The sequence below is a fragment of the Nocardia sp. NPDC051833 genome, assembly GCF_040681225.1.
Taxonomy (GTDB): domain Bacteria; phylum Actinomycetota; class Actinomycetes; order Mycobacteriales; family Mycobacteriaceae; genus Nocardia.
Window position 1 is genome coordinate 209951 of sequence record NZ_JBFAYK010000004.1, and the last position, 15665, is coordinate 225615.

13 protein-coding genes are annotated in these 15665 nt (G+C 70.0%); 9 read left to right on the top strand and 4 right to left on the bottom strand.

Features of this window, described 5'->3' with window-relative positions; translation table 11 throughout:
- Positions 1 to 13: 13 nt before the first annotated feature.
- The 6 genes from AB0L91_RS29360 (at position 14) to AB0L91_RS29385 (ending at position 9673) form a co-directional block, all read left to right on the top strand.
- Positions 14 to 967 carry a serine/threonine dehydratase gene (locus AB0L91_RS29360; protein ID WP_365015617.1) on the top strand — a complete coding sequence of 318 codons (954 nt, stop codon included), beginning with the start codon at positions 14 to 16 and terminating at the stop codon, positions 965 to 967.
- A gap of 125 nt (positions 968 to 1092) precedes the next feature.
- The gene (locus tag AB0L91_RS29365) at positions 1093 to 1656 is read left to right on the top strand and encodes a single-stranded DNA-binding protein (protein WP_365015619.1); all 564 of its coding nucleotides are present in this window, start codon (positions 1093 to 1095) and stop codon (positions 1654 to 1656) included.
- Between the two features lie 69 nt (positions 1657 to 1725).
- Positions 1726 to 3402 carry an energy-dependent translational throttle protein EttA gene (ettA, locus tag AB0L91_RS29370; protein WP_355276963.1) on the top strand — a complete coding sequence of 559 codons (1677 nt, stop codon included), beginning with the start codon at positions 1726 to 1728 and terminating at the stop codon, positions 3400 to 3402.
- A 246-nt stretch (positions 3403 to 3648) separates the two neighbouring features.
- Positions 3649 to 8529: an NAD-glutamate dehydrogenase gene (locus tag AB0L91_RS29375; RefSeq protein WP_365015621.1), complete on the top strand. Its 4881-nt coding sequence runs from the start codon at positions 3649 to 3651 to the stop codon at positions 8527 to 8529.
- 41 nt (positions 8530 to 8570) lie between these two features.
- Positions 8571 to 8996 (top strand): thioesterase family protein, encoded by a 426-nt coding sequence (locus AB0L91_RS29380; RefSeq protein ID WP_355277193.1) that lies wholly within the window; start codon positions 8571 to 8573, stop codon positions 8994 to 8996.
- Between the two features lie 5 nt (positions 8997 to 9001).
- On the top strand, positions 9002 to 9673 hold the full coding sequence (locus AB0L91_RS29385; RefSeq protein WP_365015623.1) for a hypothetical protein: 672 nt from the start codon (positions 9002 to 9004) through the stop codon (positions 9671 to 9673).
- 48 nt (positions 9674 to 9721) lie between these two features.
- Here AB0L91_RS29385 and AB0L91_RS29390 read toward each other — a convergent pair whose 3' ends face one another.
- From AB0L91_RS29390 to AB0L91_RS29400, 3 genes are all read right to left on the bottom strand, one after another.
- Complete coding sequence (locus AB0L91_RS29390) at positions 9722 to 10231, bottom strand: DinB family protein (protein WP_365015625.1); 510 nt, start codon at positions 10229 to 10231, stop codon at positions 9722 to 9724.
- 554 nt (positions 10232 to 10785) lie between these two features.
- Complete coding sequence (locus AB0L91_RS29395; protein WP_365015627.1) at positions 10786 to 11106, bottom strand: AzlD domain-containing protein; 321 nt, start codon at positions 11104 to 11106, stop codon at positions 10786 to 10788.
- Between the two features lie 118 nt (positions 11107 to 11224).
- Positions 11225 to 11923, bottom strand: coding sequence for an AzlC family ABC transporter permease (locus AB0L91_RS29400; protein ID WP_365015629.1), 699 nt, complete (start codon positions 11921 to 11923; stop codon positions 11225 to 11227).
- 67 nt (positions 11924 to 11990) lie between these two features.
- Between AB0L91_RS29400 and AB0L91_RS29405 the strand changes: the two genes are divergently transcribed.
- Positions 11991 to 12560, top strand: coding sequence for an XRE family transcriptional regulator (locus AB0L91_RS29405; RefSeq protein ID WP_355276977.1), 570 nt, complete (start codon positions 11991 to 11993; stop codon positions 12558 to 12560).
- A 1-nt stretch (position 12561) separates the two neighbouring features.
- Here the strand turns inward: AB0L91_RS29405 and AB0L91_RS29410 are convergent, their stop codons facing one another.
- Positions 12562 to 13275 carry an HNH endonuclease gene (locus AB0L91_RS29410; RefSeq protein ID WP_255588610.1) on the bottom strand — a complete coding sequence of 238 codons (714 nt, stop codon included), beginning with the start codon at positions 13273 to 13275 and terminating at the stop codon, positions 12562 to 12564.
- 185 nt (positions 13276 to 13460) lie between these two features.
- Here AB0L91_RS29410 and AB0L91_RS29415 point away from each other — a divergent pair, with 185 nt between their 5' ends.
- Positions 13461 to 13874 (top strand): globin, encoded by a 414-nt coding sequence (locus AB0L91_RS29415; protein WP_355276981.1) that lies wholly within the window; start codon positions 13461 to 13463, stop codon positions 13872 to 13874.
- A gap of 176 nt (positions 13875 to 14050) precedes the next feature.
- Positions 14051 to 15652: a glycoside hydrolase family 13 protein gene (locus AB0L91_RS29420; protein WP_365015632.1), complete on the top strand. Its 1602-nt coding sequence runs from the start codon at positions 14051 to 14053 to the stop codon at positions 15650 to 15652.
- The last annotated feature ends 13 nt before the right edge of the window (positions 15653 to 15665 follow it).

Here is a 15665-nt window from a genome sequence, read left to right on the forward strand (position 1 = left end):
TTGCGGTGTGCCGGTGAATGCGACACAGCGCGCCGAACCGCATCGCGTGCAGCGCACGGATGTGCGGGCGGCGCGGCGCAGGCTGTCGGGCCGGGTGCGCAAGACCCCGGTGTTCCACACGACCGTCGACGGGCCCGACGGCGCCGTCCCGGTCTCGCTGAAGCTGGAGTTCCTGCAGCACGGCGGCACGTTCAAGGTGCGTGGCGCGCTCAACGCGCTGCTGGCCGCGGACAAGGGCGCCGACCACGTCGTCGTCGCGTCCGGCGGCAATGCCGGGATCGCGGTCGCGCTGGCCGCCGCGCAGCTGGGCAAGGCCTGCACGGTGGTGGTGCCGGAGTCGGCCCCGCACACCAAGGTCGCCGCGATGTGGGCGCACGGCGCCGAGGTGCTCTGGCACGGCACGAGCTACGCCGAGGCGCAACGCAGGGCGGTGACGCTGGCCGCCGAACGCGGCGCCCAGCACCTGCACGCCTACGACATGCCCGCCGTCGTCGCGGGCGCCGGTGTGATCGGCCTCGAACTGGAGGAACAGGTGCGCGGGCGGCCGCCGGTGCTGGCGGCGATCGGTGGCGGCGGGCTGATCGCCGGTCTCGGCGCCGCGCTGGGCAGGCGCAGGCAGATCGTCGGCGTGGAGTCCGAACACACCCCCGCGCTCTCGGCCGCGCTGGCCGCGGGCAGGCCGGTCGACATCGACGCGAAGGCCAGGGCCACCGAGCTGCTGTGCGCGACCCGGGTCGGCGAGATCGCCTTCGACATCGCACGCAGGCATCGGATGCCCGCCCTGTCGGTGGCCGACGACGCGATCACCGCGGCCAGGGAGTACCTGTGGCGCGAATTCCGCGTCGTCGTCGAGCTGGAGGGCGCCGCCGCGCTGGCCGCGGTGCAGAGCGGTGTCTACCGCCCGGACCCGGGCGTGCGCCCGATCGTCGTCCTGTGCGGGGCGAACACCGAACTCCCCGTGCTCTGACACAGGAGATCTCCACAACCGTCGAGGTTGTCCCCAGTCGTGTCCGCGCCCGCCCGTTCGGCTGTTCGCGAGTCCATCCTTGGATGGTCAGCGCAACAAACAGCGACCGAGTGGGGGCGGATTCGATGTACGAGGCACACGCGACGGTGATCGGCACGGTGGTGACCCATCCGGCCCGGCGTGATCTGGCCAACGGTGAGCAGGTGGTGACCTTCCGGATGGCGAGCAATTCGCGCCGGTTCGACGCCGCGGCCGGGGAATGGGTGGACAACGGCACGCTGTATCTCACGGTGAGCTGCTGGCGGAGGCTGGTGACCGGGGTGGACCGGTCGCTGCATCGGGGCGATCCGGTGATCGCCTACGGTCAGCTGCGCTCGCACGAGTACCGCGGCAAGGACGGCACCGAGCGCCGGGATCTGGAGATGCGCGCGGTCGCCGTCGGCCCTGATCTGGGGCGGTGCAGCGCGTCGGTCGTCCGGCGATCCGACGCTGCCCGCTCCGCTCCGCACGCCGTGCGGAATATTTCGGACCGCCGGGGTGCTGTACCCCCGGTCCCCGTGGCGGACGCGACCGAGTATGCGCCGACGGTACCCACTGCCGTAGCCTCTACGACCGCGGCGGATTCCCTCCCGGCGCGATCGCCGGTTGCGGTGCCGATCTCCGGTACGCCCGTGCAGGTCGAGGCCTGAGGGTCGCATCCGCGGCACCGGCCCGCTCCGCATCTCACCCCCGTTAACCGCACCGATAGGCTTCCGTATATGGCTGAGTTCATTTATCAGATGATCAAGGTTCGCAAGGCGCACGGCGACAAGGTCATCCTCGACGACGTGACGCTGAACTTCCTGCCCGGCGCCAAGATCGGTGTGGTCGGCCCGAACGGCGCGGGTAAGTCGTCCGTGCTGAAGATCATGGCGGGGCTGGACCGGCCGAACAACGGTGAGGCGTTCCTCGCGCCCGGCGCCACCGTGGGCATCCTCATGCAGGAGCCGCACCTCAACGAGGAGAAGACCGTCCGCGGCAACGTGGAGGAGGGCCTCGGCGAGGTCAAGGTGAAGCTGGATCGCTTCAACGAGATCGCCGAACTGATGGCTACCGACTACTCCGACGAGCTCATGGACGAGATGGGCAAGCTGCAGGAGTTCCTCGACCACGCCGACGCGTGGGATGTCGACTCCCAGCTCGAGCAGGCCATGGACGCGCTGCGCTGCCCGCCGCCGGACGAGCCGGTCACCAACCTCTCCGGTGGTGAGCGCCGTCGCGTCGCGCTGTGCAAGCTGCTGCTGAGCAAGCCCGACCTGCTGCTGCTCGACGAGCCGACCAACCACCTTGACGCCGAGAGCGTGCTGTGGCTCGAGCAGCACCTGGCCGCCTACCCGGGCGCCGTGCTGGCCGTCACCCACGACCGGTACTTCCTCGACAACGTCGCCCAGTGGATCCTCGAACTCGACCGCGGCCGCGCGTACCCGTACGAGGGCAACTACTCCACCTACCTGGAGAAGAAGGCCCAGCGCCTCGAGGTCCAGGGCAAGAAGGACCAGAAGCTGCAGAAGCGCCTCAAGGAGGAGCTGGCCTGGGTGCGCTCCGGCGCCAAGGCCCGGCAGGCCAAGAACAAGGCCCGCCTCGGTCGCTACGAGGAGATGGCCGCGGAGGCCGAGAAGCACCGCAAGTTGGACTTCGAGGAGATCCAGATCCCCGCGGGTCCGCGCCTGGGCGACATCGTGGTCAACGTGTCGAACCTCGACAAGGGCTTCGGCGATCGTCAGCTGATCAAGGATCTGTCCTTCACGCTGCCGCGCAACGGCATCGTCGGCGTGATCGGCCCCAACGGTGTCGGTAAGACCACGCTGTTCAAGACCATCGTCGGGCTGGAGGCGCCGGACAGCGGCGAGGTCAAGGTCGGCGAGACGGTCAAGCTCAGCTACGTCGACCAGAACCGCGCGGGCATCGACCCGAACAAGAACGTCTGGCAGGTCGTCTCCGACGGGCTCGACTTCATCGAGGTCGGCAACCAGGAGATGCCCTCGCGCGCCTACGTCAGCGCGTTCGGCTTCAAGGGCCCGGACCAGCAGAAGCCGGCCGGTGTGCTCTCCGGTGGTGAGCGCAACCGCCTGAACCTGGCGCTGACCCTCAAGCAGGGCGGCAACCTGATCCTGCTCGACGAGCCGACCAACGACCTCGACGTCGAAACCCTCAGCTCGCTGGAGAACGCGCTCGAGCAGTTCCCCGGCTGTGCCGTCGTGATCTCCCACGACCGGTGGTTCCTGGACCGCACCTGCACCCACATCCTGGCGTGGGAGGGCGACAGCGACAACGAAGCCAAGTGGTTCTGGTTCGAGGGCAACTTCGAGGCCTACGAGGCGAACAAGATCGACCGCCTCGGTGCCGAAGCGGCGCGCCCGCACCGCGTGACCCACCGCAAGCTGACCCGCGACTGATCCAGAGTTTGCTGCGGCGGCCCGGCGGAACGATCCTCGATGATCCTTCCGCCGGGCCGTCGGCGTCAGCGCGTGAAAACGACTGGTAGCGACGCCTTCCCCGGCGTTCACCGAACGTTGGCCAAGTTACCGGCGCGGCAAGCTGAAATTCCCTCCGCGTGTCCGTGGAGCCCCGGCTAGTCTCGAATTTGCGTCACCTGAGTTGCGGAATCGAAGCGAACCGAATCCATGGGAGTGGGCGAAACGATGACGGTCTCGTCGGAAATGTCGAGCGCGGCGTGGGCCGCGGGAATCCCGCAGAGTCTGCGCGGTGATCTCGCGACACTCGAGGGGGCGTATTTCCGACACGTCGACGCCGGTGACGCGGACTTCCCGGTCACCGGCATCAATCAGATCTTCCGGCGGCACATGGAATTGGCCGCCGAGCGCCCCGCCGGCACGGCGCTGGTGCGGGTCTACCATCCCGACGACGGCTCGGGCATGGGCGCGGCGGTGCAGCTGGTCACCGACGACATGCCGCTGCTGGTCGAGTCGATCACCGCGGCTCTGGGGCGGATGCAGGTGAGTGTCACCGAGGTCATCCACCCGATCTTCGAGGTCACCCGCGACGAGCACGGCGCGCTGGTCACCGCCGCGCCGCACGAGGTGGACGGCAACGGCGCGACCGGCAAGCCGGAGTCGTGGATGCACCTGCAGCTGCACCCGTCGACCAGCCGGGCCCAGCTCGACCACATCGAACGCACGCTGCCCGAGGTGGTCGCCGACGTCCGTCAGGTCATCGACGACACCGAGGCGATGACCAGGGTGCAGAGCTCGCTGGCCGACCAGCTCGACCGCACCGCGGGCTCGGGTTCGGCCCCGTTCCCCGCCACCGATCTGGCCGAATGCGCGCAGCTGCTGCGCTGGCTGTCCCGCGGCAATTTCACGCTGCTCGGCTACGCGCGCTACCGGCGCGACACCGAGCACGGCCACACCGTGTCCACGCAGGTGGCCGGCGCGAGCCTCGGCGTGCTGCGCGCCGACATCGGCACCGACTTCCAGGTGCCGATCAACGGCGGCGACCGTCCGCTGCTGATGCTCACCCAGGGCCTGGTCCGCGCGACCGTGCACCGCTCGGTGTACCCCTACTTCGTCGGTGTCGCCGATGTCGACGACGCGGGTGCCGTGGTCGGCGTGCACCTGTTCATCGGCGTGTTCACCGTCAGCGCGGTGCACGAGAACGTGCTCGACATCCCGGTCATCAACACCAGGGTGCGGACCGCGATCGAGGCCGCCGGGTTCGACAAGGACTCGTTCTCCGGGCAGGCCATGCTCGAGGTGATCGAGTCCTTCCCGCGGACCGAACTCTTCTCCGCCGACACCGAGGCGATGCGCCGCACCGCGGTTGCCGTGCTCGGTGTCGCCCTGCGCAGGCAGGTGCGGCTGTTCCTGCGCAGTGACAGCTACGGCCGTTTCGTGGCCTGCATGGTGTACCTGCCGCGGGATCGCTACACCACGGCCGTGCGGCTGCAGATGCAGGAGATCCTGGTTCGCGAGCTCGGTGGCGCCGACATCGACTACTCGGCGAGGGTGAGCGAAAGCGAGCTCGCCAGTGTGTATTTCACGGTCACGCTGCCCGCCGACGCCACCGCGGCACCCGACACCTCCGAGGACAACCGGCTGCGCCTGCAGGCCCTGCTGAACGCCGCCAGCCACACCTGGGACGACCGGATCGACGACGCGGTCTCCACCTCCACGGTGCTGGATCCCGCTGTGGTGAAACGGTATTCGGAGGCGTTCCCGGAAAGCTACAAGGAGGACTTCGGTCCGGCCAGGGCGCTGGCCGATATCGGCAGGCTGGAACGGCTCACCGAGGGCGGCATCGGTCAGCACCTGTACCGCAAGCCGGAAGCCGCGCCCGGGTCGTGGCGCTTCAGCCTCTACATCGCCGGATCGGGCGTCTCACTGAGCCAGGTGCTGCCGGTGCTGCAGAGTCTCGGCGTCGAGGTGGTCGACGAGCGGCCCTACCAGCTGGAACTGGAGACCGGCGCCGAGCGCTGGATCTACGACTTCGGCCTGCAAGCGCGCCCCGAACTGCTGCGCAACGCGCTCGGTGGCGACCTCGACGCCGAACTGCTCGAGCAGGCCACCCACGAGGACGAGCTGCACTCCCGGTTCACCGAGGCCTTCGAGGCGGTCTGGTACGGCCGGGCCGAGGCCGACGGCCTCAACGAGCTGGTGCTGCGGGCCGGACTCCCGTGGCGGTCGGTGGCGATCCTGCGCGCGTACGCGAAGTACCTGCAGCAGGCCGGTTTCCCGTACAGCCAGGTGAATATCGCCCGGGTGCTGCTGGCACATCCGGAGGTCGCGCGCGCGTTCGTCGACCTGTTCGCCGCGCGGTTCGATCCGGACACCGTCTCGGCCGAGGTCGCGGTGGAGCTCGAGACGAAGGTCCGCGCCGGTATCGACCAGGTGGTCAGCATGGATGCCGACCGCATCCTGCGCGCCATCCTCGGCCTGATCAAGGCGACGCTGCGCACCAACTACTACGTCGTCGACGCCGAGGACCGCCCGCGCGAGTACCTGTCGTTCAAGGTGGAGCCGCGCGAGATCGCCGAATTGCCCAAGCCACGACCGCAATTCGAGATCTTCGTCTACTCGCCCCGGGTCGAGGGCGTGCACCTGCGGTTCGGGTCGGTGGCGCGTGGTGGTCTGCGCTGGTCGGACCGGCTCGAGGACTTCCGCACCGAGATCCTGGGTCTGGTGAAGGCGCAGGCGGTGAAGAACGCGGTGATCGTGCCGGTCGGCGCGAAGGGCGGCTTCGTGGTGAAGAACCCGCCCGCCGCCACCGGTGATCCCGCCGTCGACCGGCAGGCGAGCATCGCCGAGGGCGTCGCCTGCTACCGCACCTTCATCTCCGGCCTGCTCGATGTGACCGACAATGTCGACCTGGCCACCGGCGCCGTGCTGCCGCCCGCCCGGGTGGTCCGCCGCGACGGCGACGACACCTACCTGGTCGTCGCCGCCGACAAGGGCACCGCCAGCTTCTCCGACATCGCCAACGACGTGGCCACCCGCTACGGCTTCTGGCTCGGTGACGCGTTCGCCTCCGGCGGCTCGGCCGGCTACGACCACAAGGCCATGGGCATCACCGCCAGGGGCGCGTGGGAAGCGGTCAAGCGGCACTTCCGCGAGATGGGCATCGACACCCAGAGCCAGGACTTCACCGTCGTCGGCGTCGGCGACATGAGCGGCGACGTGTTCGGCAACGGCATGCTGCTCTCGCGCCACATCCGCCTGGTCGCCGCGTTCGACCACCGGCACATCTTCCTCGACCCGAACCCCGACGCCGCCACCTCCTATGCCGAACGCGAGCGGCTGTTCGCGCTGCCGCGGTCCTCCTGGGCCGACTACGACCGGTCGCTGATCAGCGCGGGCGGCGGTGTGTTCGAGCGGACCGTGAAGTCGGTGCCGATCTCGCCGCAGGCCCGGCTCGCCCTGGGTCTGCCCGACTCGGTGCAGGCGCTCACGCCGCCGGAACTGGTGCGGGCGATCCTGCTCGCCCCCGTCCAGCTGCTGTGGAACGGTGGCATCGGCACCTACGTCAAGGCCGCGAGCGAATCCAATGCCGAGGTGGGCGACAAGTCCAACGACGCGGTCCGGGTCGACGGTAATCAGTTGCGGGTCAAGGTGATCGGCGAGGGCGGCAACCTGGGCGCCACCGCGCTGGGCCGGATCGAGTTCTGCCGGGGCGGCGGCAAGATGAACACCGACGCGCTGGACAACTCCGCGGGCGTCGACTGCTCCGACCACGAGGTCAACATCAAGGTGCTGCTCGACGGCGTGGTGAGCGCGGGCGCGCTGGCGCCCGCCGACCGCAATCCGCTGCTGGCCTCGATGACCGACGAGGTCGCGCGGATGGTGTTGCAGGACAACGTCGATCAGAACGTGCTGATCGGCATCGCGCGCACCGACGCGCCGCAGATGGTCAGCGTGCACGCCCGCGTCATCGACGATCTCGAGCAGCGGCGCGGCCTGGATCGTGAGCTGGAGGCGCTGCCGACCGACGTCGAGCTGAAGCGGCGCGACGAGGAGGGCCGCGGGCTCACCTCGCCGGAGCTGGCCAACCTGCTCGCGCACGTCAAGCTGGGGCTCAAGGCCGATCTGCTCGACACCGATCTGCCCGACAGCGTCTACTTCGCGCGCAGGCTGCCGCTGTACTTCCCGACGCCGCTGCGCGAGCGGTTCGGCGCCGCGATCAAGAAGCACCGGCTGCGCCGCGAGATCGTCACCACGATGATCGTCAACGAGGTCGTCGACTACGCCGGCATCACCTACGCGCACCGGCTCAACGAGGAGGTCGGCGCCAGCACCTCCGATACCGTGCGCGCGTTCGCCGCGGCCGCCGAGATCTTCGAGCTGCACGACGTGTGGGCGCGCATCCGCAGCGCCGACGCGCCCGCCGGGGTGTGCGATCTGCTGGAGCTGGAGTCCAAGCGGACGCTGGACCGGGCCTCGCGCTGGCTGCTCAGCAACCGGCCGCAGCCGATCGCGGTCGGTGCGGAGATCAACCGCTACCACCGCCGGGTGCAGGAGCTGGCGCCGCAGGTGCCGGGCTGGCTGCGCGGGCACCACGTCACCTCGCTCACCCAGGGCGCGGCCGAACTGATCGCCCGTGGCGCGCCGACCGAGCTGGCGACCGAGGTGTTCGGGCTGCTGAGCCTGTACCCGCTGCTCGACATCGTCGACATCGCCGATATCGCCGACCGGGACGGCACCGAGGTGGGCGCGCTGTACTACGCGCTCAACGAGCACCTCAAGATCGACTGGCTGCTCGAGGCGGTCAGCCACCTCGAACGCGGCGACCGCTGGCACGCGCTGGCCCGGCTCGCGCTGCGCGACGACATGTACGGTTCGCTGCGCTCGCTCACCCTCGATGTGCTGTCCGCGGGTGACCCGGAGGAGACGGCCGACGAGAAAATTGCATACTGGGAGTCGAAGAACCAGTCCCGGCTGGGTCGTGCGCGCGCGGCCCTGTCGGAATTGTTCGAGTCCGGGACCCACGACCTCGCCACACTGTCGGTCGCCGCGCGACAGGTGCGGAGCATGGTGAGCGGGGTGGGCGCCCAATCGGAGGTACCACGGTGACGAGCTCGCCGAACACAGCCACGGCCGCGCCGGGGGCGAACCTGGTGTTGCCCCAGCGCTTTCACGCCAAGGTCGAGATCCGCTGGTCGGACATGGACGTGTTCCAGCACGTCAACCACGCGCGGATGGTGACCCTGCTGGAAGAGGCCAGGATTCCGTGGCTGTTCGACGAGGACAAGCCGACGGCGTCGATGGGGCGGCAGGGCTGTGTGCTGGTCGACCTGCATGTGAAGTACCGGGGTCAGTTGCGGCACGAGGACACCCCGCTCGACATCGCCATGTGGGTCAAGCAGTTGCGGGCGGTCGATTTCACGATCGGCTACGAGGTGCGCGCCAGCGGCGCCGCCCCGGATTCGACACCCGCGGTCACCGCCACCACCCAGCTCGCCGCGTTCGACATCGAGACCCAGCGGTTGCGCAGGCTCAGCGACACCGAACGCGACTACCTGGCCCTGTGGCGGGCCTGACGTCCGTGAGCTCCGAACAGCGGGTGCTGCACGCGCCCGATCCGGCCGAACGCGAGAACCTGGCCACCTTCCTCACCCGGGCGATCCGGCTCGACGCCGCCGCCGTCGTCCGGTTGCGGCGGCGTGGTTCCAGCCTCGTCTCCGCGTGGGTCGCAACAGGTTTCGAGACCCTCGCGGTGCGCACCGTGACCGCCGAGCTCGGCGTCGACGATGTCACCGTCGGCGCCGACACGGTGCTGGCGGGGCTGCGCACCGGTCATCCGATCGACCTCGGCTATTCGATGGACTCGGCCTGGCGCGGCGCGCTGCCACCCGCCGAAGGCTTCACCCACGTCGACGACGTCCCGGCCCGGGCCCTCGTCGAGCTGGCCGAGCGCGGAGCCGACCTGGCCCGCGAGCACGGCGGCGCCCACGGCCCGCCCGCCTCGCTGCTCGACCAGTCGGTGCTCACCGTCACCGGCGCGGACGATCTCGCCGTCGAGGTCCCGATGCGCGTGGTCTTCGCCCTCACCGCCATGGATTTCATCCCGCACGCGGGGGAGAAGGCCGAATCGCGCCGCATCCAGCCCACGGAACTGGTCCGGGTCCGCGCCACCCGCACCTGGCTGCGCCTCGACGCCCGCTACGGTTCGGTCGCGCGTCGCCTCGGCGGCGGAATCCCGTTGTCGCCCAGCTGACGTCCGCCCGGCCCGGCGCGGTCGGCAGAACCGCGGGCCTGCGACGGATCAGACGCCGGTGGTGCCGTCGATGCGTTCGCGGAGGAGATCCGCGTGGCCACAGTGGCGCGCGTACTCGGCGATCATGTGTGTGTAGATCCAGCGCAGACTGACCCGGCCGTCCAGGAACGGGCTGGTGTCGTCCAGGTCGCGTGCGGCGCAGTTGCGGCGGGCCTGGGCGATCTCGTCGTGCCAGATCGCGATGGCCTTGTCGTAGGACGAGTCGTCGGCGAGGTCGAACCCGCCGTCGTGTCCGGCGGTGTCGGCGGTCGGGTCGTAGATCGGCGGCGCCTGCTCCCCGGCGAGGACCCGGCGGAACCAGTTCCGTTCCACCTCGGCCATGTGCTGGAGCAGACCGAGCAGTGTCAGCACCGACGGCGCTGCCGCGATCCGCAACTGGGCATCGTCGAGGCCCTGACATTTGAGCGCCAGCGTCGCGCGATAGAAGTCGAGCCACGCCTCCGCGGTCGCGCGTTCATCGGCATCCAGGGGCGGCATCGGCCGTTCGATGGTGGTCACGGCCGACATAGTGCCAGTCCGGTCGGACATCGTTTCCGAGTCGACGACGTGCCACCGAGTGAAGCGGCGGTCGTCGCCGCCGGATCCGGCGCACGGCATTAGCGAGCACCCCGCCATCGCGGCGCCCGGTGGGTGTTCACCTGGACGGCCTGGTCCGGTGCGACGAGGACGTCGGTGGACCTGCGTGCACCCCGCCGTCGCGGCGCCCCGTGTGGTCACCCGGGCGGCGTGGCCCGGTGCGACGAGGACGTCGGTGGACACCCGCGAGCACCCCGATATCGTGGCGCCCGGTGGGTCACCCGGACGGCGTGGGCCGGTGCGACGAGAACGTCGGTGGGCACCTGAGTGCACCCCGCCGTAGCGGCGCCCGATGGGGTGTTCGCCTGGACAGTGTGGCCCGGTGCGACGAGGACGCCGGTGGACACCGCGAGCACCCCGCCATCGCGGCGCCCCGGTGGGGTTCACCGGGGCGGTGTTGCCCGGTGCGACGACACAGTCGGTGGACACCCGCGAGGCGACGCGTCGCGAGCGGTGGCACCGGATGGTGAGCCGGGTCAGTGCACGCCGGCCAGACGCAGGAGTGCCGTGGTCGCCGCGGCGGCGATCACGGTGACCAGCAGAGGAGCGCGACGCCAAGCGAGGACGCCGCCGACGCCGACTCCGGCGGGCAGCGCGATGCCCAGGTCACCGGAGCCGGTCGGGAGGGTGGCTGTCGCGACCAGCGCCGCGAGCAGGATCAGAGCGCCGGTGTCGAGCAAGTGGATCATCCTGGGCGACAAGCGGAGTCGATGCCGCAGGGCGGGTCCGGTCCAGCGCAGCGCGTAGGTGCCGACGGCGAGGGCGAGCATCGCGGGGAGCAGGTACGGGGTGTTCACGCGGCACACCGCCGTGCAGCGTTGGCGACCGCGGTGGGTACAGCCCGCGGCGACGGTGCTTGCCGGGTGGACATCGCTCGGGCCGGGGTTGTCCGTAGGCCCGGTGGAGTGGTCGAGGTCAGCATGGTTGCGCCGTCGGGGTGATGGTTTTCTCCGGCGGACGCAGCGCGAACACCAGGCCGAGCAGGGCGATCAGCACCGGCAGCCCGGCGGGCACGAACGGGGCGGCGACCACGGCGAGAGCCGCGCCGACCAGGACCGGGCGCAGGGTGGCGCGGTCGCGCAGGGCGGGCAGGATGAGCGCGAGCAGGATGACCGGGAAGACCGCGTCGAGGCCGAGGGCCGAGGTGTCGGGAACGAGCGAACCGAGGGCGGCGCCGATGCTCGCGCCGAGCGGCCAGCTCAGGGCGACGCCGATGCCGCAGGCCCAGTACGCGGCGCGCTTGCGCTCCTGGTCACCGGGCGCGGTCGCGAACGCGACCGACTCGTCGTTGAGCACGTGGATGCCGAGCGCCCGCTGCCAGCCCCGGCCGAACACCTCCGGCGCGGACAGGCCGTACGGCAGGTGCCTGGCGTTGAGCAGCAGTCCGGCGACCACGGCGGCGAGCGGGCTGCCACCGGCCGCGACGATGCCGAAGAACAGCAGCTCGGACCCGCCGGCCAGCACGGTCACCGCCATCACGATCGGCATCCAGACCGGGAATCCGGCCGCGATCGTCGACGCGCCGTAGGACACGCCGAAGAGGCCGACGGCCAGGCAGGCCGCGGCCACGGCGGTGAGGGTTCGCCGATCGAGTGTTCGCCATATCGAACGCATGTTTCTCATAATGAACGGGCCGGGTGGGTAAAGTCAACGCGACATCGCCAGCTCCCAGGAGGCGTAGATGGACCGGCAGGACCCGGTGACCGGACCACCCCAAGCGGTGATCGCGGCGTCGCTGCGTCGCGAACGCGCACGCGCGGGTTTGTCGCTGACCGAGGTCGCGAGCCGGGCCGGCGTCGCGAAATCGACACTGTCCCAACTGGAATCGGGCACCGGCAATCCCAGCCTGGAAACCCTGTGGGCACTGTGCGTCGCGCTGGAGATGCCGTTCTCGCGGCTGCTGGACCCGCCCCGGCCCAACGTCCAGGTGATCCGCGCCGACGAGGGCGCGCCGGTACCGTCGGCCGACGCGGACTACCGAGTGACGTTGCTCGCAGCCGGCCAGTCACACACCCGCTGCGACGTCTACCGGGTCGCGGCCGAGCCCGGCCACACCCGCCGCTCCGACCCGCACAACCCGGGCGTGGTCGAGCACGTGGTGCTGGCCGCCGGGCGCGCGCTGGTCGGCCCGGCGGACGAGCCCATCGAGATCGGCCCCGGCGACTACGTCCGCTACCTGGGCGATCTTCCGCACATCTTCGAGGCGCTCGAGCCGGGGACCTGGGCCTCGATGGTCATCGAGAGCCCCTGAGTCAGGCGGCTCCTTCGCCGAGGTACTGCAACCAGATCGGATCCAGGTCGGCGGTGGTGGACAGCAGCCGCCAGTGCGGGCCCTTGGGGGAAACCAGGGGATGGCGCAGTGTCCAGCCGAGCTCGGTGAGCATCTTGTCGGCCTTGCGGTGGTTACAGGGGGCGCAGCTGGCGACGCAGTTCTCCCACGAGTGCTCGCCGCCGCGGCTGCGCGGGATCACGTGGTCGATGGTCTCGGCCTTGCCGCCGCAGTATCCGCAGCGATAGCGGTCACGGTGCATGAGCGCGGCACGGGTCATCGGCACCCGGGCGCGATAGGGCACGCGCACATAGGTGCGCAACCGGATGACGGAGGGAATCGCCACTTCGGCACCCGCCGAATGCAGGACCGGGGCTTCGGGGTTGTCGTGAACGGCGTCGGCTTTGGCGCAGATCAGCAGGACGACAGCACGGCGCGCGGACAGCGCGGTGAGCGGCTCGTAGGTGGCGTTGAGGAGGAGGACCCGGCGTTTGCGCCATGCGGCGGCGTCGTGGTCTCCGGCAAGGTGCAATGGCGCGGGGTGATGCGGCAGGTCGTGATGACCGTGTGCGCCCGGATGGTGATCGGACAAGATGTGCAGCGGAATGGCCCCCGAGCCACGATTGTGGACGTCGGCGGGCTGGAGTTGTCGGTGCGCGCGCGCCTCGTGTGACCGGGCGCCTGGTCGCTGCTTCATCTTGACCTCAATTTCATGATTGGCAGGATCATGTGGTATCTGGGGCCGATACTGCCCCCCAGTTGACCATGGTTCCGCCGGTATTGCACGGCTATTTTTCAAACTTTCGGGTGAACTGTGGTTGAAGGGCCGCGCGTTCGTGACCGCGGCTGCCGCCCGGCCGCCCGCCGGGCCATCGGGGCACAATGGAGGCCGTGACTTCAGGTGAGCAGACAACGACCTCGTTCTACGAAGCGGTGGGTGGCGCCGAGACGTTCCGCCGCATCGTGTCCGTGTTCTATCGCGAGGTCGCTGCCGACGAGATCCTGCGCCCGCTGTACCCGGAGGAGGACCTCGGCCCGGCCGAGCGCAGGCTGCGGATGTTCCTCGAGCAGTACTGGGGTGGTCCGCGCACCTACTCCGACGAGCGCGGGCACCCGCGGCTGCGGATGCGGCACCACCCGTTCGTCGTCGGCCCGCTCGAGCGCGACGCCTGGATGCGGTGCATGACCATCGCGGTCGGCGAGATCGAGCCGTCGATCCTGGACGACGCGCACCGCAAGCAGTTGATGGACTACTTCCAGATGGCGGCCGCCTCGCTGCAGAACGCGCCCGGCTGAGGGTGAGGGTGCCCCGCGTTCGCTGATGACCGGCAGGTGGCGCCGCGGTTTCGGCTCGATGCCGAGGTTTACCCCGGTGTTTCACCCCGGCGTGGCGAACGCTGGCGATTTGCCAGATTCGCAGAAAGTCTCGCGCCGTAGGAATATCCCGGGCAATCTTTGGCAATATTGCGGTTGTGACACAGACACCTGCCTCGCCGGTGCCGGGGGAAAACAGCACCGCTCCGTGGTGGACAACCGCCGTGTTCTATCAGGTCTACCCACGCTCGTTCGCGGACTCCGACGGTGACGGCGTCGGCGACCTGGGCGGCGTTCGCGAGAAGCTGGGCTACCTGGAGTTACTGGGCATCGACGCGCTGTGGATCTGTCCGGTGATGCGCTCGCCGCAGGCCGACGGCGGCTACGACGTGGCCGACCCGCGCGACATCGACCCCCTGTTCGGCGGGCTGGCCGCCTTCGACGAGCTGATCGCCGAGGCACACGACCGCGAGATCAAGGTGACGATGGACCTGGTGCCCAACCACACCAGCGTCGAGCACCCGTGGTTCGCCGCGGCGCTGGAGGCGTCACCGGGCAGCCCCGAGCGGGCCCGCTATCTGTTCCGCGACGGCCGCGGCCCCGACGGCGCCGAGCCGCCCAACAACTGGCCGAGCATCTTCGGCGGCCCGGCCTGGACCAGGGTCACCGAGCCGGACGGCACGCCGGGCCAGTGGTACCTGCACATCTTCGCGCCCGAACAACCGGACCTGAACTGGGAGAATCCCGAGGTCGCCGCCGATTTCGAGAAGACGCTGCGGTTCTGGCTCGACCGCGGGGTCGACGGCTTCCGCATCGATGTCGCGCACGGGATGGCCAAGCCCGACGGGCTGCCCGACATGGCGAAGGTCGAGACCAAGATGCTGGTCCACGACGACGACGATCCCCGCTTCAACAATCCGGGCGTGCACGCCATCCACCGCCGCATCCGCACGGTGCTCGACGACTACCCGCACGCGGTGTCGATCGGTGAGGTGTGGGTCGACGACAACACCCGCTTCGGCGAGTACGTGCGCCCGGACGAACTGCACCTGGCGTTCAACTTCCGGCTGGCCGAGACCCCGTTCACCGCCGAGGGCGTGCGCGCGGCGATCACGCACTCGCTCGACGCGGTGAGCGGTGTCGGCGCCCCGCCGACCTGGACGCTGTCGAATCACGACATCGAACGCGAGGTCACCCGCTACGGCGACGGCCGGACCGGGGTGGCGCGGGCGCGGGCGATGATGATGGTCGAGCTGGCCCTGCCCGGCGCGGTCTTCGTCTACAACGGCGCCGAACTCGGCCTGCCCAATGTCGACGATCTGCCCGAGGAAGCGCTGCGGGACCCGGTGTGGGAGCGCTCCGGCCACACCGAACGCGGGCGCGACGGCTGCCGGGTGCCGATCCCGTGGGAGGGTGCGGCCACGCCGTTCGGCTTCACCACGGGCACCCCGTGGCTGCCGATCCCCGCCGACTGGGCCGACCGCACGGTGGAAGCCCAGCTGGAGACCCTGCATTCGACCCTGTCGCTGTACCGGCTGGCGATCGACGTGCGCGGCACGCGACCGGAATTCGCGGGCGACCGGATCGAGTGGTACGGCAGCCCGGACGGGTGCCTGGCCTTCCGTAGGCCCGGGGGACTGATCTGTGTCCTCAACGCCTCCGACGGGCCGATCCAGCTGCCGCCGGGGGAAGTGCTGCTGGCCAGCGCCCCGGTCGCCGACGACCGGCTGCCCGCGAACGCGGCGGCCTGGCTGGTCTGAGGAGGGCGGACAC

What these genes read in the sequence shown, in the direction of transcription:
- AB0L91_RS29365 (WP_365015619.1), top strand. Translation starts at nt 1,093, where the DNA reads ATGTACGAGGCACACGCGACGGTGATCGGCACGGTGGTGACCCATCCG.
- AB0L91_RS29400 (WP_365015629.1), bottom strand. Translation starts at nt 11,923, where the DNA reads ATGCGTTCGATATGGCGAACACTCGATCGGCGAACCCTCACCGCCGTG.
- ettA (WP_355276963.1), top strand. Translation starts at nt 1,726, where the DNA reads ATGGCTGAGTTCATTTATCAGATGATCAAGGTTCGCAAGGCGCACGGC.
- AB0L91_RS29375 (WP_365015621.1), top strand. Translation starts at nt 3,649, where the DNA reads ATGACGGTCTCGTCGGAAATGTCGAGCGCGGCGTGGGCCGCGGGAATC.
- AB0L91_RS29415 (WP_355276981.1), top strand. Translation starts at nt 13,461, where the DNA reads ATGGAGGCCGTGACTTCAGGTGAGCAGACAACGACCTCGTTCTACGAA.
- AB0L91_RS29410 (WP_255588610.1), bottom strand. Translation starts at nt 13,275, where the DNA reads ATGAAGCAGCGACCAGGCGCCCGGTCACACGAGGCGCGCGCGCACCGA.
- AB0L91_RS29405 (WP_355276977.1), top strand. Translation starts at nt 11,991, where the DNA reads ATGGACCGGCAGGACCCGGTGACCGGACCACCCCAAGCGGTGATCGCG.